The sequence below is a fragment of the Rhodococcus sp. NPDC057529 genome (assembly GCF_042802055.1).
Lineage (GTDB): Bacteria > Actinomycetota > Actinomycetes > Mycobacteriales > Mycobacteriaceae > Rhodococcus_F.
The window spans coordinates 315,769-332,984 of record NZ_JBHVEY010000002.1 but is presented as its reverse complement, the minus strand read 5'-3'; the positions used below and the strand labels follow the sequence as shown (position 1 = coordinate 332,984).

The 17,216-nt window shown below is 69.4% G+C and carries 5 protein-coding genes; 1 reads left to right on the top strand and 4 read right to left on the bottom strand.

Features of this window, described 5'->3' with window-relative positions; genetic code table 11:
• Positions 1–79: 79 nt before the first annotated feature.
• Positions 80–12,751, bottom strand: a complete 12,672-nt coding sequence (locus ACFU5V_RS04620; protein ID WP_378697236.1) for an amino acid adenylation domain-containing protein — start codon at positions 12,749–12,751, stop codon at positions 80–82.
• A 229-nt stretch (positions 12,752–12,980) separates the two neighbouring features.
• On the opposite strand from ACFU5V_RS04620, the gene ACFU5V_RS04615 reads away from it, so the two are divergent.
• A complete protein-coding gene (locus tag ACFU5V_RS04615) occupies positions 12,981–14,873 on the top strand; it encodes a DUF4012 domain-containing protein (RefSeq protein ID WP_378697234.1) in 1,893 nt (630 codons plus the stop codon).
• A gap of 17 nt (positions 14,874–14,890) precedes the next feature.
• On the opposite strand, the gene ACFU5V_RS04610 is transcribed toward ACFU5V_RS04615, so the two are convergent.
• From ACFU5V_RS04610 to ACFU5V_RS04600, 3 genes are all read right to left on the bottom strand, one after another.
• Positions 14,891–15,124, bottom strand: a complete 234-nt coding sequence (locus tag ACFU5V_RS04610) for a hypothetical protein (protein ID WP_378697232.1) — start codon at positions 15,122–15,124, stop codon at positions 14,891–14,893.
• Positions 15,121–16,374 (bottom strand): S8 family serine peptidase, encoded by a 1,254-nt coding sequence (locus ACFU5V_RS04605; RefSeq protein ID WP_378697231.1) that lies wholly within the window; start codon positions 16,372–16,374, stop codon positions 15,121–15,123. Before ACFU5V_RS04605 ends, ACFU5V_RS04610 begins: the two co-directional genes overlap by 4 nt.
• Before the next feature lie 137 nt (positions 16,375–16,511).
• Positions 16,512–16,943, bottom strand: a complete 432-nt coding sequence (locus ACFU5V_RS04600; RefSeq protein ID WP_378697229.1) for a hypothetical protein — start codon at positions 16,941–16,943, stop codon at positions 16,512–16,514.
• Between the last annotated feature and the right edge of the window lie 273 nt (positions 16,944–17,216).

The window sequence follows — 17,216 nt, the reverse complement described above, 5'->3', positions numbered from 1 at the left end:
GAGCTGTCATTCACATCGTTCTGACCCGACTGAATCGCTACATCGTAGTGATGAGGTCCACTGTCGGCGTCACGTGCCGTCACGGTTCGCCGTGGTCCCCCGATCTCCGAAGCAGTCGGCCGATCTCGGCGAGCGGGCCCGGGTCTGCCATCTCGGAGTGGGTGGTGTCGATGTGGTGTGCGGTGACGACGCCGTCGGCGTGCTCACGCCAGGCGTCGACGACGTCGGGGTGCCGGTTCAGGTCGCGGGCGGCGACGAACAGGTCGAGGTCGCCGTCGAACCGCCGGGGGCTGTGGGTCGACGCGATCAGCTCGAGCCGCTCGATCACGGCCCGGATCTCCCGTAGCCGGTCGACGCTCACGTACGCGCCGAACTGCGCGATCAGCTCGTCCTCGCTCAGGGTTTCCGGTTCGGGTGGCTGCTGTTGCGGTAGAAGCGTGTCGAGGAGCGCCGGCGCGGCCACCTCGTGGCCCGCGTCGCGGAGCTGGACGGCCATCTCGTGGGCGATGGTTCCGCCGAGCGACCACCCCAGCAGGTGGTAGGGGCCCGCCGGCTGGACGGCGCGGATCGCGTCGACGTACCGCGCGGCCAGCGCGGACAGCGTCTCGGGCAGGTCCGGCCTGCCGGTCGCCTGGATGCCGTACAGCGGTCGGTCGCCCACGTGATCGGCGAGACCGCCGAAGCACCAGGCCAATCCGCTGAGCGGGTGCACGCAGAACAGCGGCGCTCCTGCATCGGCGGGGCGGAGTTCCACCACGGTGTCGAAGAAGCTCTCGGGCCGAGGCCCGTCGTCGATCCGGGCGGCCAGGCGCTGCACCGTGGGGTCGGTGAAGACCCATTCGATGGGCACGTCGCGGTCCAGTCGGCGGCGCAGTTCCGTTGCCACCGAGGCCGCTCCCATCGATGTGCCGCCGAGCGTGAAGAAGGCTTCGTCCGCGGGGACGTCTGCGACGCCCAGGACGTCCGCGAACACGGCGGCGATCGTCTCTTCGAGTTCGCCTGCCGGCAGCGCGGATTCGACGACCTCGATCGTCGGGGCCGGCAGTGCGGCGCGGTCGAGTTTGCCCGACGGCAGCAGCGGCATCGTGTCGACGACCGTCACCGACGCGGGGACCAGGTGCCGCGGCAGCCGGCCGCGCGCGAAGTCGAACACGGAGCGCGGCGTCAGACCCGCGGCGCCCACGACGTACGACGCCAGCACGGTGTCCGTCGGCGTCGGCACCGGGATCGTCACGGCAACGTCGATGTCGGGGTGCCGGGCGAGCACGGCATCGACCTCGGCGGGTTCGACGCGGATTCCGCGGATCTTCACCTGATCGTCGCTGCGGCCCAGGTATTCCAGTTCACCGCCCGGGTCACGTCGCACCACGTCGCCGGTGCGGTACAGCCGCTCCCCCGGTTTGCCGTAGGGATGCGCGACGAATTGTCCTGCGGTGAGATCACTTCGGCCCAGGTAGCCCCGGGCGATGCCGCTGCCGGCCAGATACAGTTCGCCCGTCACGCCGTCGGGCACGGGATGCAGACGCGGGTCGAGGACGAACGCGGCGTTGCCGTCCAGGGCGCTTCCGATGGTGATCGGCCTGCCGGGTTCGAGGGGGCCCGCGACGGACGCGTCGACGGTGAACTCGGTCGGACCGTAGGCGTTGAACAGCCGGTGCCGCCGCGACCACCGGTCGGCGAGGTCCCTGGGTAGTGCCTCTCCCCCGACGACGACCGTCGACGGTGCGAGGCTGTGCGGGTCGAGGGAGGCCAGCACGGTCGGCGTGAGCGTGAAGTGGGTGATGTTCTGCGACACCAGGAACTGTGTCAGTTCGTCGCCGGCGTAGCTGAAGGCGGGTGCGGCCACGAGGGCGCTGCCCAGCGACACCGCCCAGAGCATTTCGAACACCGCGACGTCGAAGGTCGGGGAGGTCGACTGCAGCACTCGGGCGTCGCCGCCTTGCGCGTCCGGCGTGTAGGTGGGGGTGGTGAGGAGGGTCGTCAGTCCGCGGTGCGTGACGACGACGCCCTTGGGCCGGCCGGTGGAACCCGACGTGTAGATCACATAGGCCGCGTTGTCCACGTCGGGTGCCGCCGGATCCGCGTCACCGGAAGGCCGCTCGTCCAGGCGCAACCAGTCGCCGGATCGCGGCAGATCCCCGACCCCGCCGACGGTCAATCCGAGCACCGCGCCCGAGTCCGACAGCATCCAGTCCAGCCGCTCCGCGGGATGGGTGGGATCCAGCGACATCCACGCCGCACCGGCCTTGGTCACGGACCACACCGCCAGGAGCCAGTGCCGGCCGCGGGGTGTCGCCACGGCGACGACGTCCTCCGGGCCGACGCCGCGGGACGCGAGTGCGCGGGCCCAGCGGTCCGATTCTTCGTCGAGTTCGCGGTAGGTCCACCGGGTGTCGCCGTCGACCACCGCGACGGCGGACGGGGTGGCGCCAGCACGGGTGGCAAGGATGTCGCCGAGCGTCCGCGGCGTGGCCACCGGCCGGGGGCCCTGCACGAGTTGGGCGCGTTCGGTGTCGTCGAGGATGTCGAGGTCGCCGAGGGCCGCGGACGGGGTGGTCAGTGCGGACTCGAGGACGACGCCGAACCGGCGCAGGAGCGTGAGTGCTGTCTGCCGGTCGAACAGGTCGGTGGCGTAGTCGAGTCGCACGGTCGTGGTCTCGGCGGCGTCGGTCACGTCCCAGACAAGGTCGAATTCCGTGGCGTGCTCCTCGGGGTGGTCTTCGTCGGTCCCGACGAAAAGTTCAGGGAAGTCGACGGCCCGCTGGTACGTGAGCATCACCTGGAACAGCGGGTTGTATGCCACGGATCGGGGTGGGGCGAGGTGTGTCACGACGTCGTCGAACGGGACGTCGGCGTGCGCGAGCGCGTCGAGGTCGACGGTGCGGACACCCGACAGGAAATCCTCGAACGGTTGCGCAGGCGTAACCGCGGTGCGCAGTGCCACGGTGCCGACGAACATGCCGACCACGGAGTCGAGCACCGGATCGGGACGGCCGCCGACCGCTGTCCCCACCACCACGTCGGACTGTCCGCTCACGCGGGCCAGAAGGATCGCGAGGGCGGCGTGCAGCACCATGAACACGGTCGTTCCGCGGCTGCGTGCCAGTGCGACCACCCGCTGCCGCAGGTCGTCGTCGAGCGTCCACTCCACACTGGCCCCGACGTGGCTGGGGAATTCCGGTCGGGGGCGGTCCGCCGGCAGCGGGAGCGGCCCCGACACACCGGAGAGCACCTGCGCCCAGTGCTCGAGCTGGGCGCGGGCCGCGCTGCCGGGATCGGCGGCGGTCCCGAGCAGTTCGCGCATCCAGATCGCGTAGTCGGCGTATTCCACGACCAGCGGCGCCCACTGCGGGGCCGACCCGTCCGCGCGGCACCGGTAGGCGGTGTCGAGGTCGGTGAGCAGCGGTCCCATCGAACCGCCGTCCAGGGCGATGTGATGGACCACGACGCCGAGCATGAAGCCGCCGCCCTCGGTGCGCCACAGTTTCACCCGCACCGGGGTCTCGGTGGTGAGGTCGAACGGCCGGGCGCTCCACGTGTCGACGGCGAAGTCCGCTTCCGCGCCGACGTCCTCGGTCACGGACTCGACGGGCAGCACCAGCTGATACGGGCCTTCGGCGTCGACGGGGAAGACGGTGCGCAGCAACGAATGCCGCTCCAGCACGTCCCGCATCGCCAGCCGGAGGACGTCGACGTCGACGTCGCCGCCTACCCGGGTGACGAACACCATGTTGTGCAGGGCGGTGTCGGGGTTGACCCGGCTGAGCAGCCAGAGGCGTTGCTGCGCGGGCGACAGCGGCACTCGCGCCCCGCGCGGGCGGGGAACGAGCACCGGCCGCATGGCTCCCGCCGCGGGGGCGCCCAACCACCGGGCGAGCGACGCGGGGGTCGGGTTCTCGAACAGCACCCGCACCGGCACGTCGACGCCGAATGTCGCGGACAGTCGGGCCGTCACCGCCGTCGCGGACAGTGAATCGCCGCCCGCGTCGAAGAAGTTGTGCCCGGCGCCGATCCGGGCCGAGCCGAGCACATCCGCGAACACGCCGGCCACCATCTCCTCGGCCGCGGTGCGCGGGGGTGCCGCGGCGACGTCGTCGTCCCGGACCTCCAACGCGGCGACGTCGAGCTTGCCGTTGGCGGTGAGCGGCAGCGTGTCCATCGTGACGATGCGGGGCGGCACCAGATACGAGGGCAGGCGGCCCGCCAGCTGCTGTCGCAGTGTCGGGGAGTCGAGGTCCGTGCCGGCGACGAACGCGACGAGGTCGTTTTGCTGCACCGACACGGCTGCCTGCTCGACGCCCTGCAGCTCCAGCAGCGCCGCCTCGATCTGGGCCGGTTCGATACGCGTGCCGCGCACCTTGATCTGCCGGTCGACCCGGCCGAGGAAGGTGAGGTGGCCGTCCGCCCGTCGGTGCACGACATCGCCGGTGCGGTACATGCGGGCGCCGTCCGACGCCGCGACGAACCGTTCCGCCGTCCGGTCGGGTGCGCCGAGGTAGCCCTGGGCGAGTCCGGGTCCGGCGAGGTAGAGCTCACCGACACCGCCGACCGGGACTGCGCGCAGCCGCGTGTCGAGCACGACCGCCGTGGTCCCGGGGATCGGTGCGCCGATCGTCACCGTGCCGGGCGCGGATTCGGGCTCGAATTCGGTCAGCGTCGCGACCACTGTCGACTCGGTCGGACCGTAGGCGTTGATCAGAACCCTTCCGGCACTCCATGTTCCCGCCAGTTCGGGGTTCAGGACCTCGCCTCCGACCCCCACGACGCGCACCGATTCGAGCCCGCGCGGGTCGAGCGTCGCGAGCACGGACGGTGTGGAGAGGTAGTGGGTGACCCGCTGCTCGACCAGCAGCCGATGCAGTTCGGCTCCGGCGAAGACGTCGGCGGGGGCCACCACCAGGCAGGCGCCGGAGCCGAACGCGAGCAGCATCTCCAGCAGCGCGGCGTCGAAGGCGGGGTTGTAGCCGTGCAGCACACGGTCGCCGGGACCCACCCGGTACCGGCGCACCACCTCGGCGGTGAGCGGCCCCAGTCCCCGGTGCGTGACGGCCACGGCCTTGGGCACACCCGTGGAGCCGGACGTGTGGATCACGTACGCCACGTCCCGTGCGCACTTCTGGTAGCCCTGGCGACCGAAACCGCTCACGGGGCTGAACGCCGCACCGGTCTTGGCGACGGCCCAGAGTTCGATTACGAAGTCCGACGACCGCGGCAGGTCGATCGGAACCACCTCGCCCGGTGCGACACCCAGCGCGGTGAGCTTGCGCGCCCGCACGTCGGAGCGCTCGTCCAGTTCGCGGTAGGTCAGGGTGACGTCGCCGTCGGCGAGTGCGGTGTTGTCGGGGTACGCGGCGGCGGTGGCCGTCAGGATCTCGGCAAGGGTCCGTTCACCGGCAGGCTGCGCACCGGCGAGGGGCTCCGCTGCGGTCAGCGCGACGTCGCCCACGGTCACGTCGGGGTCGGCACAGATCGCCTCGAGCACCCGCCCGAGGTGGGTCGCCACCGCTTGGACGGTTCTGTGATCGAAGACGTCCGCCGAGTACACGGCGGCGCCGCGCATCCCCGAGGGGGCACCATCGTCGGACGTCTCGGTGAGGGTCAGGTGCAGGTCGAATTTCGCTGTTCCGGTGTCGAACTCCTTCGCCGTCACCGTCATGCCCGCCGCCTCGAGCGGGGGGATCTGCAGGTTCTGCAGGGCCAGGGCCACCTGCGGGGTCCGCCCGCCGAGCAGTCCGGCCACCACCTCGAACGGCATGTCCGCGTGCTCGAAGGCGTCGACGTCGAAGTCCCGGACCTGTGCGAGGAGTCCGGTGAACGGCATGTCGGGCAGTACCTGTGCCCGCAGCGCGAGGGTGTTCACGAACATGCCCACCAGGGAGTCGAGTGCGCGTTCCCCGCGGCCCGCGACGGCGGTGGCGACGACGATGTCGGTCCGGGCGCCGAGCCGGGACAACACCACGGACAGTGCCGCGTGCAGGACCATGAACGGTGTCGCGTGGTGCTGCGCCGCCAACTGGTGTACGGCCTGCTGCACGTCCGCCGACACGTCGAATGCGACGACGCCGGCACGGGTCGAGCCACTCGTCGACCGGTCCGGTGTCAGCGGCGCCGTGCTGTCGACGCCGTCCAGCGCCCGGCGCCAGTGCTCGACGCGCCGCTGCCCGTATTCGCCGTCCAGCAGTTCCCGCTCCCACACGGCGTAGTCGGCGTACTGCAGCGGCAGTGGGTTCTCCTGCGGGGCGATCCCGGTGGAGTGCGCGGCGTAGGCGTTGAGCACGTCGGCGACGAGCGGGGTCAGCGACCATCCGTCGGCGGCGATGTGATGAATGTTCACGGCCAGCACGTGGCACTGCGGGTGCAGACGCAACAGTGCGACGCGGATGGGCCGGTCCGCGGTCAGGTCGAATCCGCGGGCGGCGAACCGCGCCATGAACTCGTCGGGATCGCGCACGTCGACCGGCGTCAGGTCGAGCGGCGCCGCGTCGAGGATCTCCTGGTAGGGATGGCCGTCGACGGGGTACCGGGTCCGCAACGTCTCGTGCCGCCGGATCACGTCCTCGAACGCCGCGGTCAGCGCCGCGACGTCGAGTGCGCCCTCCAACCGCACGGTGGCGGGCAGGTTGTACGTCGGCGACCCGGGATCGGTGCGGTTCAGCACCCACATGCGGTATTGGCTGCGGGACAACGGAATGCGGTCCGGTCGGGGCCGTGCGACGAGTGCGGGACGCAGGTCGGTCTCGGGGACCGCGTCGTCGAGGGCTTCGGCCAGTTCGGCGACGGTGGGGTGCGCGAACAGGGTGCGCAGCGGCACCAGGTGGCCCACGGAGTCGGTGAGCCGGGCCGTCAACTGGGTGGCGAGGAGCGAGTTGCCGCCCGCATCGAAGAAGTGCGTCCCGCGGCCCACCTTCTCGTGTCCGAGGACGTCCGCAAACACGCGAGCCACGGCGCGCTCGGTGTCGGTGCGCGGCGGTTCGTTCTCGGCGACCGCCAGTTCCGGCGTCGGCAGCGACCGTAGGTCGAGTTTGCCGTTCACGGTGGGCGGCGCGGCGTCGAGTACCACCACCGCGGTCGGAACCAGGTAGGCGGGCAGCGATTCGGCGAGACGGCGACGCAGATCGTGGGTGTCGAGGTGGCCGTTCGGCAGCACGTAGGACACGAGCACCTCGGTGCCGGCGCCGGCGGTGCGCACGACGGTGGCCGTGAAGTCGACGTCGGCGAGCCGCCCGATGACGGTGTCGATCTCGGCTGGTTCGATGCGCACTCCCCGCATCTTGATCTGGGAGTCGTTGCGCCCGAGGTACTCGAGTTCGTGGGCGGCGTCGGACGTGCGCCAGCGCACCAGGTCGCCGGTGCGGTACAGGCGTGCGCCGCCTTCGGCCGCGACGAACCGCCCCGCCGTCAGCCCCGGCTGGTCCGCGTATCCGCGGGCGAGCGCGCGGCCTGCCAGATACAGCTCCCCGGGCACGCCGGGAGGTACCGGGCGGAGGCGGTCGTCGAGCACCAGCGCGGACACACCGTGCACGGGGGCGCCGATCGAGACGGACTCCCCCACACCGAGTGGTCCGGTGCTGAACGCGTACATGGTGGTTTCGGCGGGCCCGTACGCGTTGAACAGACGACGTCCGGCCGCCCAGCGGTTCACCAACTCGCTGCCGAGCCGCTCACCACCGACCATCAGCACCTGCAGGTCCGGAAGGTCCCGGTCGCCGAGGGTGGCGAGGATCGTCGGGGTCATGCAGGCGTGCGTGATGCGGTCGCGTTCCATCAGGTCGGCGAGCGGCGGGCCGGCGTATTCGGCGTCCGACGCGATCACCAGCGTGGCTCCCGACGCCCCGGCGACGAGGACCTCGAGCAGCGTCATGTCGAATCCGGGCGCACCGCGGTGCAGCATCCGGGAGCCGGGGCCGGCCGCGTACCGCTCGCGCAGGTCGGCGTCGAGGGCGGCCAGACCGCCGTGGGTCACGACGGCGCCCTTGGGTGTGCCCGTCGTCCCCGAGGTGTAGACGACGTACGCCACCTCCGACGTGAGCGGCAAAGCGTGCTCCGGCACTCTTTCCCACTCACGTGGGGTGAACGGGGTGCGCGCGGGGTCGAACAGCACGGGGGCCGCACCGGTCTTCGCGATGGCCCACAGTCGCACCACCGCGTCCACCGACCTCTGCTCGGCCCAGGGAACGAGGCTTCCGCGGACCACCCCACTCTCGGCGAGTTCGCGGGCGAGAGTGTCGGATCTCGTGTCAAGTTCGCGGTAGGTGAGTTCGACGCCCTCACCCGATACCGCGACAGCGTCCGGCGCGAGGGCGGCGCCGCGGGTCAGAATCTCCCGCAGCGTCGACGACGCGGGGGCCGCGGGACCGACCGCGGGCACCAGTGCGGCACGTTCCGCGGCATCGAAGAGGTCGACGTCGCCCACCGGCAGCAGCGGGTCGGCGCTGACGGCCTCGAGGAACCGCACCAGCCGCGACGCGAACTGCTCGATCGTCGAGTGCTCGTAGAGGTCTGCGTCGTAACCGAAGTCGAGGTGCAGGCGCCCGCCGGGACCGGACTCGGTGACGGTCAGTTGCAGATCGAAATTGGCGCGGTCGACGACGTCGCCGACGGGTGTCACCGTCAGCCCGGGCAGCGTCACCTGGCCCGGCCGGCTGCGCTGCATCGACAGCGCGACCTGGAACAGCGGGTGGTGGGACGTCGACCGCGCCGGGTTCAGTAGCTCGACGAGAGCCTCGAACGGCATGTCGGCGTGCGTGTAGGCGGCGATGTCCCGTTCGTGGACGTGCGCGAGCAGTTCCGCGAACGTGGCCGACGGATCCACCGCGGTGCGCAGCACCAGCGTGCCGGCGAACATCCCCACCATGTCGTCGAGTTGCGGATCGGTGCGCCCGGCGACGGCGGTCCCGATGGGCACGTCACGGCTGCCGCTGAACCGCGCGAGGACGGCGGCCAGTGCGGCGTGCAGCACCATGAACGTGGTGGCCCGGCCGCCGCGCGCCAGCGCGGTCACCGCGTCGTGCAGCTGTTCGCCGAGTTCGACGCCGACCGTGCCGGCGTGACCGGACGCCGCCGCCGGCCGCGGATGGTCGGCGGGCAGGGTGACCTGCTCGGGCAGGTCCGCGAGGGTGTCGAGCCAGTACCGCCGCAGGGTGTCGGCGGACGCGTCGTCGAGGATGGCCCGTTGCCACACGCTGTAGTCGCTGTATTGCACGGGCAGCGGGTGCCACTCGGGGCCACCACCCCCGAGGCGGGCCTGGTACGCCGTCATCGTGTCGCGGATCAGCGGGGTGAGCGACCACGCGTCGGCGGCGATGTGATGCACCACGAGGGCGAATACGTGCGTGTCGGGTCCGACGCGATACAGCCGCGCCCGGATCGGTGCGTCGACGGATACGTCGAATCCGCTGTCGACGAACGCCCGCAGGTGCGCGTCGACGGCGTCCTCGGGCAGCGCGATCGGCGTCAGGTCCAGCGGGACATCCGCGGCGTCGAGGACGACCTGGTGCACGCCGTCGGCATCGGACGGGTACACGGTGCGCAGAGTGCGGTGCCGCTCGATCAGGTCGTGGGCGGCGGACGCCAGCGCGGGCACGTCCAGTTCGCCGTCGAGGCGCACCACGAGTGGGAGATTGTATCCCGAAGCACCGGTGTCGAATTGGTTGACGAACCACATGCGCTGTTGCGCCGGCGACAGCGGAACGCGCCCGTCGTGCGGCGCCGGCCGCAGCGGGACACGTCGGCGCCCGGCACCGGACCGCTCCTCGATCCGGGTGGCCAACTCGGCGACGGTGGGGGCCTCGAAAACGTCCTTCACCGTCACGTCGATGTCGAAGACGGCACTGACGCGGGCGGACACCCGGGTGGCGAGCAGCGAATTGCCGCCGAGGTCGAAGAAGTTGTGCCGCGTCCCCACCTCGGCACCGCCAAGCACCTCGGCGAACACATCCGCCACCACGTCCTCGATGGGAGTGTGGGTGCCCTGCCCCTCCGCGGTCACGACACCCGGATCGGGCAGCGCGGCGCGGTCGACCTTGCCGTTGGCGGTCAACGGAACTGCCGGGACCTGCACCAGTGCACCGGGAACCATGTGATCGGGCAGGACCGTCCGCAGGTGCCGGGTCAGGGTGGGCTGATCGGCGTCGGTCACCACGTAGCCGACGAGTTGTCGTCCGGCGGCCGTGTCGCGGAGAACCACCACCGCTTGTTCGACGCCGGGATGCCGGAGGAGCGCGGCCTCGATCTCGCCGGGTTCGATCCGGTATCCGCGCAACTCGATCTGGGCGTCGACCCGGCCCACGTAGTCGAGGCGACCGTCGCCGCGGTAGCGGACTCGATCACCGGACCGGTACATCACCGCACCGTCGATGTACGGATTCGCGACGAACCGTTCCGCCGTCAGGCCGGGACGGTGCAAGTATCCGGAGGAGACTTGGGCCCCTGCGACGTACAGCTCCCCCACGCCACCGGGAGGAACCGGCCGCAGCGCGGTGTCGAGCACGTACGTCTGCAGTCCGGGCAGTGCGCGGCCGATGGACGCCGATGCGTCGCGGGCCGCGAGGTCGAGTTCGGCCGCGGTGACGTGCACGGTGGTTTCGGTGATGCCGTACATGTTGATCGCGCGCACGCCGGGATGCCGTTCGAGCCACGGCCATACGGGTGCCGGATCGAGCGCTTCGCCGCCGAAGATCAGCAGCCGCACCGCCAGGTCCGCATCTCCGTCGACGTCCGCCAGCTGGCCGAACGCGGACGGGGTCTGGTTGAGGACGGTCACGCCCTCGCGGACCAGCAGTTGCCGGAACTCGTGCGGTGACCGGGCCAGGAAGTGGTCGACGAGAACCAGCCGGCCACCGGTGGTGAGGGCGCCCCACATCTCCCACACGGAGAAGTCGAAGGCGGGTGAGTGGAACATCGTCCACACGTCGCCCGGCCCGAACCCGAACTGGTCCCGCGTATTCGCGAGCAGCGACAGCACATTGGCGTGCGAGACGAGCACGCCCTTCGGCCGGCCGGTCGACCCGGACGTGTAGATCACATATGCGCTGCGCGCCCGTGAGTACTTGTTAACCGCCCGTGGGTAAGAAGTACTCACGGGGGGCGCAGCCGCATCGGCAATCACCGCCATCGGCTTCGCATCGTCGAGCAGGTACTGGATGCGCTCCGCGGGGTACTGCGGGTCGACGGGCAGGTAGACACCGCCGGCCCTGACGACCCCGATGATCGTGGCGATCAGATCCAGCGACTGCGGCAGCACGACGGCCACGATGTCGCCGGCGACGACACCCTCTTCGCTCAGCGACGCGGCGACCGCCGCAGAGCGCGCCTCGAGTTGTGCGTACGTCAGCGACTGGTCCCCGAACGTCACCGCTGTCGCGTCAGGGCGTTCGAATGCGCGGTCCAGGAACAATTCGTGTAGTGACGCGGCGTCGGGTTCGACGCCGGGGTTTCCAATTGTCGCTTCGGCCCACTCGTCCGCAGTGAGCACGTCGACGTCGCCCACCAGAGCGTCACCCTCGATCGCTACGAACGCGTCGAGAAACCCGACGAACCGCGACAGCAGTTGTTCGAGTTCCGCGTCCTGATAGCGGCCCGGGTTGGCTTCGAAGTCCACGCGCATGGTGTGACCGGTGACCGACGGGTACAGGTTGAGCGACAGGTCGTCGGCCACCCCCGTCGTCAGCACGTTGAACTCGCACACGAGTTCGCCGAGCACGATCTCGCGGTGGAAGTTCATGATGTTGACGGTCGGGCCGAAACCGCGGCGGGACGGTGCGCGACCTTCCCACATGTCCTCGTGGCGGTATCGCTGACGACGCAACGCCCCGGTGAGTTCGAGTTGAACCTTCCGGACCAGTTCCTCCACGCTTTCGCCGGGATCGAGATGCACCCGCAAGGGGACGACGTTTGCCATCATTCCCGTCGAACGGCGCGCGGACGCCGTGGTTCGGGCCGAAACCGGAAGGCTCAGTACGATGTCGGTGGCGGCGGTCATGCGTCCGAGATACGCGGCGAACGCAGCCACGATCACGGGAACTTCGGACGAGTTCCACGCGCGCGCCAATTCCTCGATCCGGTTCGCGACGGCTGCGTCCATGTCGCGACTGGACACCCGAGGCGGAGACGTCGGTCGCGCGTGCCGATCGGTCAACCGGACAGGTTCGGGCAGTTCAGCGGTCCGTTCGGCCCAGTATTCGCGGTCGCGGAGGTACCGGTCGGTGGTGCGGTACTCGGTCTCCGCGTCGTACAGCGCGCGCAGAGTCATCGCCTTCGACTGCGGCGCCTCGGTTCCGATGACGAGGTGCGTGTAGAGCTCCGCCACGCGGTTCATCAGCACCATGGCGCCGTATGCGTCCATCACCAGGTGGTGTGTGCGGGAGAACCAGTAGTAGTGGTCGTGACCGAGGTGGAGAAGCGTGGCGGAGATCAACCGGTCGGTCATCACGTCGAGAGGCCGACTGTATTCGTCCGTCATCCAGCGGTGCGCCTCGGCGACCGGATCTGCATGGCCGCGGAGATCCCGGTAGACGAGCGCATCCTGGATGCTCTGATCGACCAGCTGATGGGGTTCACCGTCGACGTCGACGAGACGGACGACAGCGGATTCCAACTCGCGACAACCGCGGTCGGTCGCCGAGACGAGGAGGTCGTAGTCGACGCGTCCGCGTACCTCCACATATTGCGCGATGTTGAAGGGTACGGCCGGGTCGAGTTGCTGAGCGAACCACAGCGCTTGTTGGGCACGCGAAAGGGGGAATGGTGTCACTTCCCCCACCGCGCCCTCACAGGGCCTTGACACGCATTTGTCCCGCCACTCAGCCGTACCTCGAAAGTTATGAGGCAGTGCCTCGACGGGACTTACATCGTGGGCGCCTCGTGGTTCGTTACGTGGGCTAGACAATACTGGGCAAATCATCGCCCCTCCACACGAGGGGGGACTGTGAGCGGTACGTCACGATAATCTCTGCACACCCTCAGACAGGAGCCAGGCAGTAATGGACGACAACGTCACGGGCCCGTCGGGTTTCGGCACGTCAGGCCCGGACAATCACGGGTCGGACGGCCGGGCTCGGGCGGCGGACGGAACACCGGTTCGACGTGTCCGTAAACGCCGGACACATCAACCTCAGGTGCGGGCGCATCGGCTTCGGCGGCGCGTGATCGTCGGCGGTTCGGTGGCCGTGGTGGTTGTCGTCGCGTTCGGCGCGTGGCTGGGCTTCACTGCCCGCGAGGCGAAGGCGAATCTCGAGGAGGCGCGTGGTCACGCGCAGATCGCGAAGGACGCTCTGCTCGACGGCGACACCGAGGTCGCCCAGCGGTCGGCGGCCGACGCCGACAAGTACGCGTCGCGGGCCTACGACAACACGCACTCGATTCCGTGGAGCATCACCGCCGCCGTCCCGGTTCTCGGTAGTCCGCTAGCAACTTCTCAGCAGATTTCCGAGGTTGTGCGGGGACTCACCCACGACGTGTTGAGTCCTGCCGTGGACGCCGGAAGCACGTTGGCCCCCGATCAGTTGATCGAGGGCGGTGGCCGCGTCAACGTGCAGTCGTTGCGCGATGCCGTCCCGGTCCTCGACCGGACATCCGTTGCCGCGCAGTCGCTGTCGGATCAGGCGCGGAACATCGACGAGGCCACCTACCTCGGTGCGGTGAACGAGGCGCGCACGGCGTTGCAGGATCAGACGGCCGAGCTGTCGAAGTTGCTGAGCAACACTGCGATCGCCGCGAAGGTGGTGCCGGCGATGCTCGGTGGGGACGGGCCGCGGAACTACTTCCTCGGATTTCAGACGAACGCCGAAGCGCGTGGAACCGGTGGGCTGCTGGGTGGATTCGGCATCGTGCGCGCCACCGACGGTTCGGCGAAAGTCGACACGCTCGGCGCGAACTCGGAGCTGTCGATGGACAAACAACCCCTCGATCTCGGCCCCGAGTTCGAGGCCCGGTACGGCCCCAGCCGGCCCACCACCGACTTCCGGAACAGCAACCTCAGCTCCCACTTCCCGTACGCCGCGCAGATCTGGAAATCGCTGTGGGCGCAGGAATCCGGCGAGCAGGTCGATGGAGTCGTCGCGACCGACCCAATCGCCCTCAGCTACGTGCTCGGCGCCATCGGCCCGGTCACGATGCCGGACGGCGAGGTGATCACCGAGGACAACGTCGTGGAACTCACCGAGTCGACCGCTTATGTGCGCTTCGCGGACGACAACAAGGCCCGTAAGCAGTACCTGCAGACTGTCGCCGCGCGGGTGGTCGACAAGATGACCGGCAGGCTGTCGTCCCCGCAGGCCCTGCTCGACGCACTGGGCAAGGCGGCCGGCGAGGGGCGTATCGCGGTGTGGAGCGCGGACCCCGCTCTTCAGCACGTGCTTTCGGGCACGAAGGTCGGCAACGTCGTTCCGGACGACGCGGCACCGTACGCGGGTGTCGTGGTGAACAACCAGGGCGGAAACAAGCTCGACTACTACCTGTCCCGTGAGATCGAATACGTCGCAGACAATTGCGCCGGCGACACCCGTTCGTCGACCGTCACCGTGCGTCTGACCAACAACACCCCCGCGGGGGAATTCCCCGACTACGTTGCGGGACTGTTCGAGACGGTCGGCAATGTGCCGAAGGGCACCAACGCCGTCGACCTGTCGCTGCTCGCCACCCAGGGCGCGACCCTCGACAAGGTGACGGTCAACGGCGCCCAGCAGTTCGTCTTCACCGGCACCGAACTCGGTCACCCGGTGTTCAACGTGCGAGCCATGGTGCAGCGGGGCAAGACCGCCGAGGTGAAATTCGAGCTCACCGAGCCCTCCGCTCCGGGTGAGGCCCGGGTTCCGGTGCAGCCGTTGGTGGATTCGCCGAACGTCACGGTGAACGTGCCGCACTGCGGCAGCTGATCGGTGCGGTGCCGCCGCTACTGCGGGTTCGCGTCGGGCGGCGGTATCTGGACGACGTTCTCGGTGTCGACGGACTGCACGCCGGGAACCGAGTCGAGCACGGCGCGATCTTCATCTCCGACGGCGCCGGAGATGATTCCGATCGTGTGCAGCACCTGATCGACACGCATTCCGCGCAGCCGCAGCGCCGCGCCGACCGCCTCGATGTCGTCGAGGTGGTCGGCGTCGACGGTGACGGTGATCGCGATCATGCCGGCGCCTGGATCAATCCCGTTCCGACGTCGAGGGACGGCAGCAGGAGCCTGCGCGCCTGCTGGGTGAGCACGGCCCACAGTTCGGTTCCGGTGCGTCCGGTCGCCTCACACCACAGCGCGGCGATGCCCGCGACGTGGGGGGCGGCCATGCTGGTCCCGCTCTTCGTGCCGTACCGCGTCGGCACGGGGACGGTCGAGAACACACCCACCCCGGGACCGGCCACATCGATCTGACCGCCGATGACGGGGTTGCTGCGGGCCGAGAAGTTGGCCAGTCCGAACGCCGAGTCGATCGCTGCGACGGCCATGATCGACGGACTGTTCGCGGGTGGACCCACGAATCCCATGTTCCCTGCCGTGCGGTTCGCGTTGTTGCCGGCGGCCGCAACGATTAACGACCCCGCTGTCAGTGCCCGACTGCCGACCGTCTCGTACGCCACCGACACCGCCTCCACGTTCGCGCCGAGGGACATCGAGATGACCTGGCAGCCGTTCGTGATCGCCCATTCGATTCCGGCGAGAATGCCTCGGTCGGCTCCGCGTCCCTGATCGGACAACACCTTGCCGACGAAGATGTCTGCCTTGTGGGCCACTCCGTATCGGCGGGTGCCGCTCGGGGACTGGGGGCCGCACGCGGTTCCGACGCAGTGCGTGCCGTGCCCGTGTCCGTCCTGCGCGGCGGCACCCGGCACGAACGACTGGGCGATGATGGCGCGGTTCTCGAAGTCCGGGTGCGCCAGATCGAAGCCGGTGTCGAGGACGGCGACCTTGACGCCGAAGCCCCCGCACGCCGACGCGCGGACATTGGTGGCGTGCAACCCCCATGTGAACTCCGACGTGTCGGTGAAGCTTGCCGCGTCGGCCCGCACACCAGGATCGGTGCCGATGGAGAGGGCGTAGTGCATCAGTTCGGGTTCGATGGAGAGCACCGGACCGTCGCCGGCCTCGGCCGCCCGTAGTGCCGCCAGTTGGTCGGGATCGGCGGTGACCACCGCGATCCCCAGTTCGTCGAACACGACGGCGTCGGCGTCCTGCGTCTCCGACAGGTCCAGCGCGCTCGATTCGAACTCGGTGCTGCGCGCCACGTCGGACAGCCCGGCGATGGTGCGGAGAGTCTGTGCGGCGTCGGTTCGGTTGCCGCCTTCGGTGAGCACGACGACGTGGCTGCCCGTGACTTCGGGCTCGGAGGGGGCGGCGAGTGTGTTGTCGCCGTCGTTGTCGCCGTATGAGTTTCCGTGTGATATCACGATGTCGTCCTTGATCGGGGTTGAGTCATTGAGGTGAGTTCGAACACCTCAACGCTCCATCGAGTGGTCCCGAATTCCACGGGTGGCGCGCTACCCGACTATCGGGTGGGCCGAGCCGGCGGGCAGAGTAGTGCGGTTCACGCCGCCGTCGAGGTGGGGTGATACCAGTCGACGACGACGGATCGCACTCCCACCGATGCGATCATCGTGCGGATGGGGCCGTCGACACACAGTTGGCTCTCGACGTGTCGTGTGCTGGAGCAGCCGCAGATGTTCGGCGTGGCCGTCAGCCCGATCAGGATTTCCGGGGATGCGCTGGATCGGCTGCCCTCGATGAGGAGCATCTCCTCGTCGACGACGCGAACCGCGACGTCCCGGCCGTCCGCGACGTCTCCGACGACCAGCGCGAGGTAGTCGATGTCGTCGTCTTCGTCGCGGGCGGCGATCAGACGTGCCGTGCCGGTTCGCAGTGGCACGAGTTCGTCCAGCACCAGATCGGCGGATTCGGATTCGCGGAGTTCGACCCGTCTCGCCGTCCAACTGAAGAAGGGCTCCGGCCGCGCGGTCATGACGTTCTCCTGTAGTTCGACGCAATAACTGTCCGCGATACGCATTCAGCGTGTCCGAGATGCCGGCTGATCTCGCGAGTAGAGTCCTACGCGATCGCGCGGAAGGCGCTCCTCGCCGATCCTGAAACCGGGCTCGTGTCCACGGCCTGCGACTCAACCCGTCGACGACTCCGGGTATCGCACCTCAAAGCGACTCCGAGGTTGTATTGCGCTGGTTCGCCGAACAACTCGCGTTCACTGGTCGATCCGCGGTACTGTCACCGGCCCCTCGCG

Coding starts and splice junctions, on each gene's coding strand:
- ACFU5V_RS04615 (WP_378697234.1), top strand. CDS start 12,981: ATGGACGACAACGTCACGGGCCCGTCGGGTTTCGGCACGTCAGGCCCG.
- ACFU5V_RS04610 (WP_378697232.1), bottom strand. CDS start 15,124: ATGATCGCGATCACCGTCACCGTCGACGCCGACCACCTCGACGACATC.
- ACFU5V_RS04600 (WP_378697229.1), bottom strand. CDS start 16,943: ATGACCGCGCGGCCGGAGCCCTTCTTCAGTTGGACGGCGAGACGGGTC.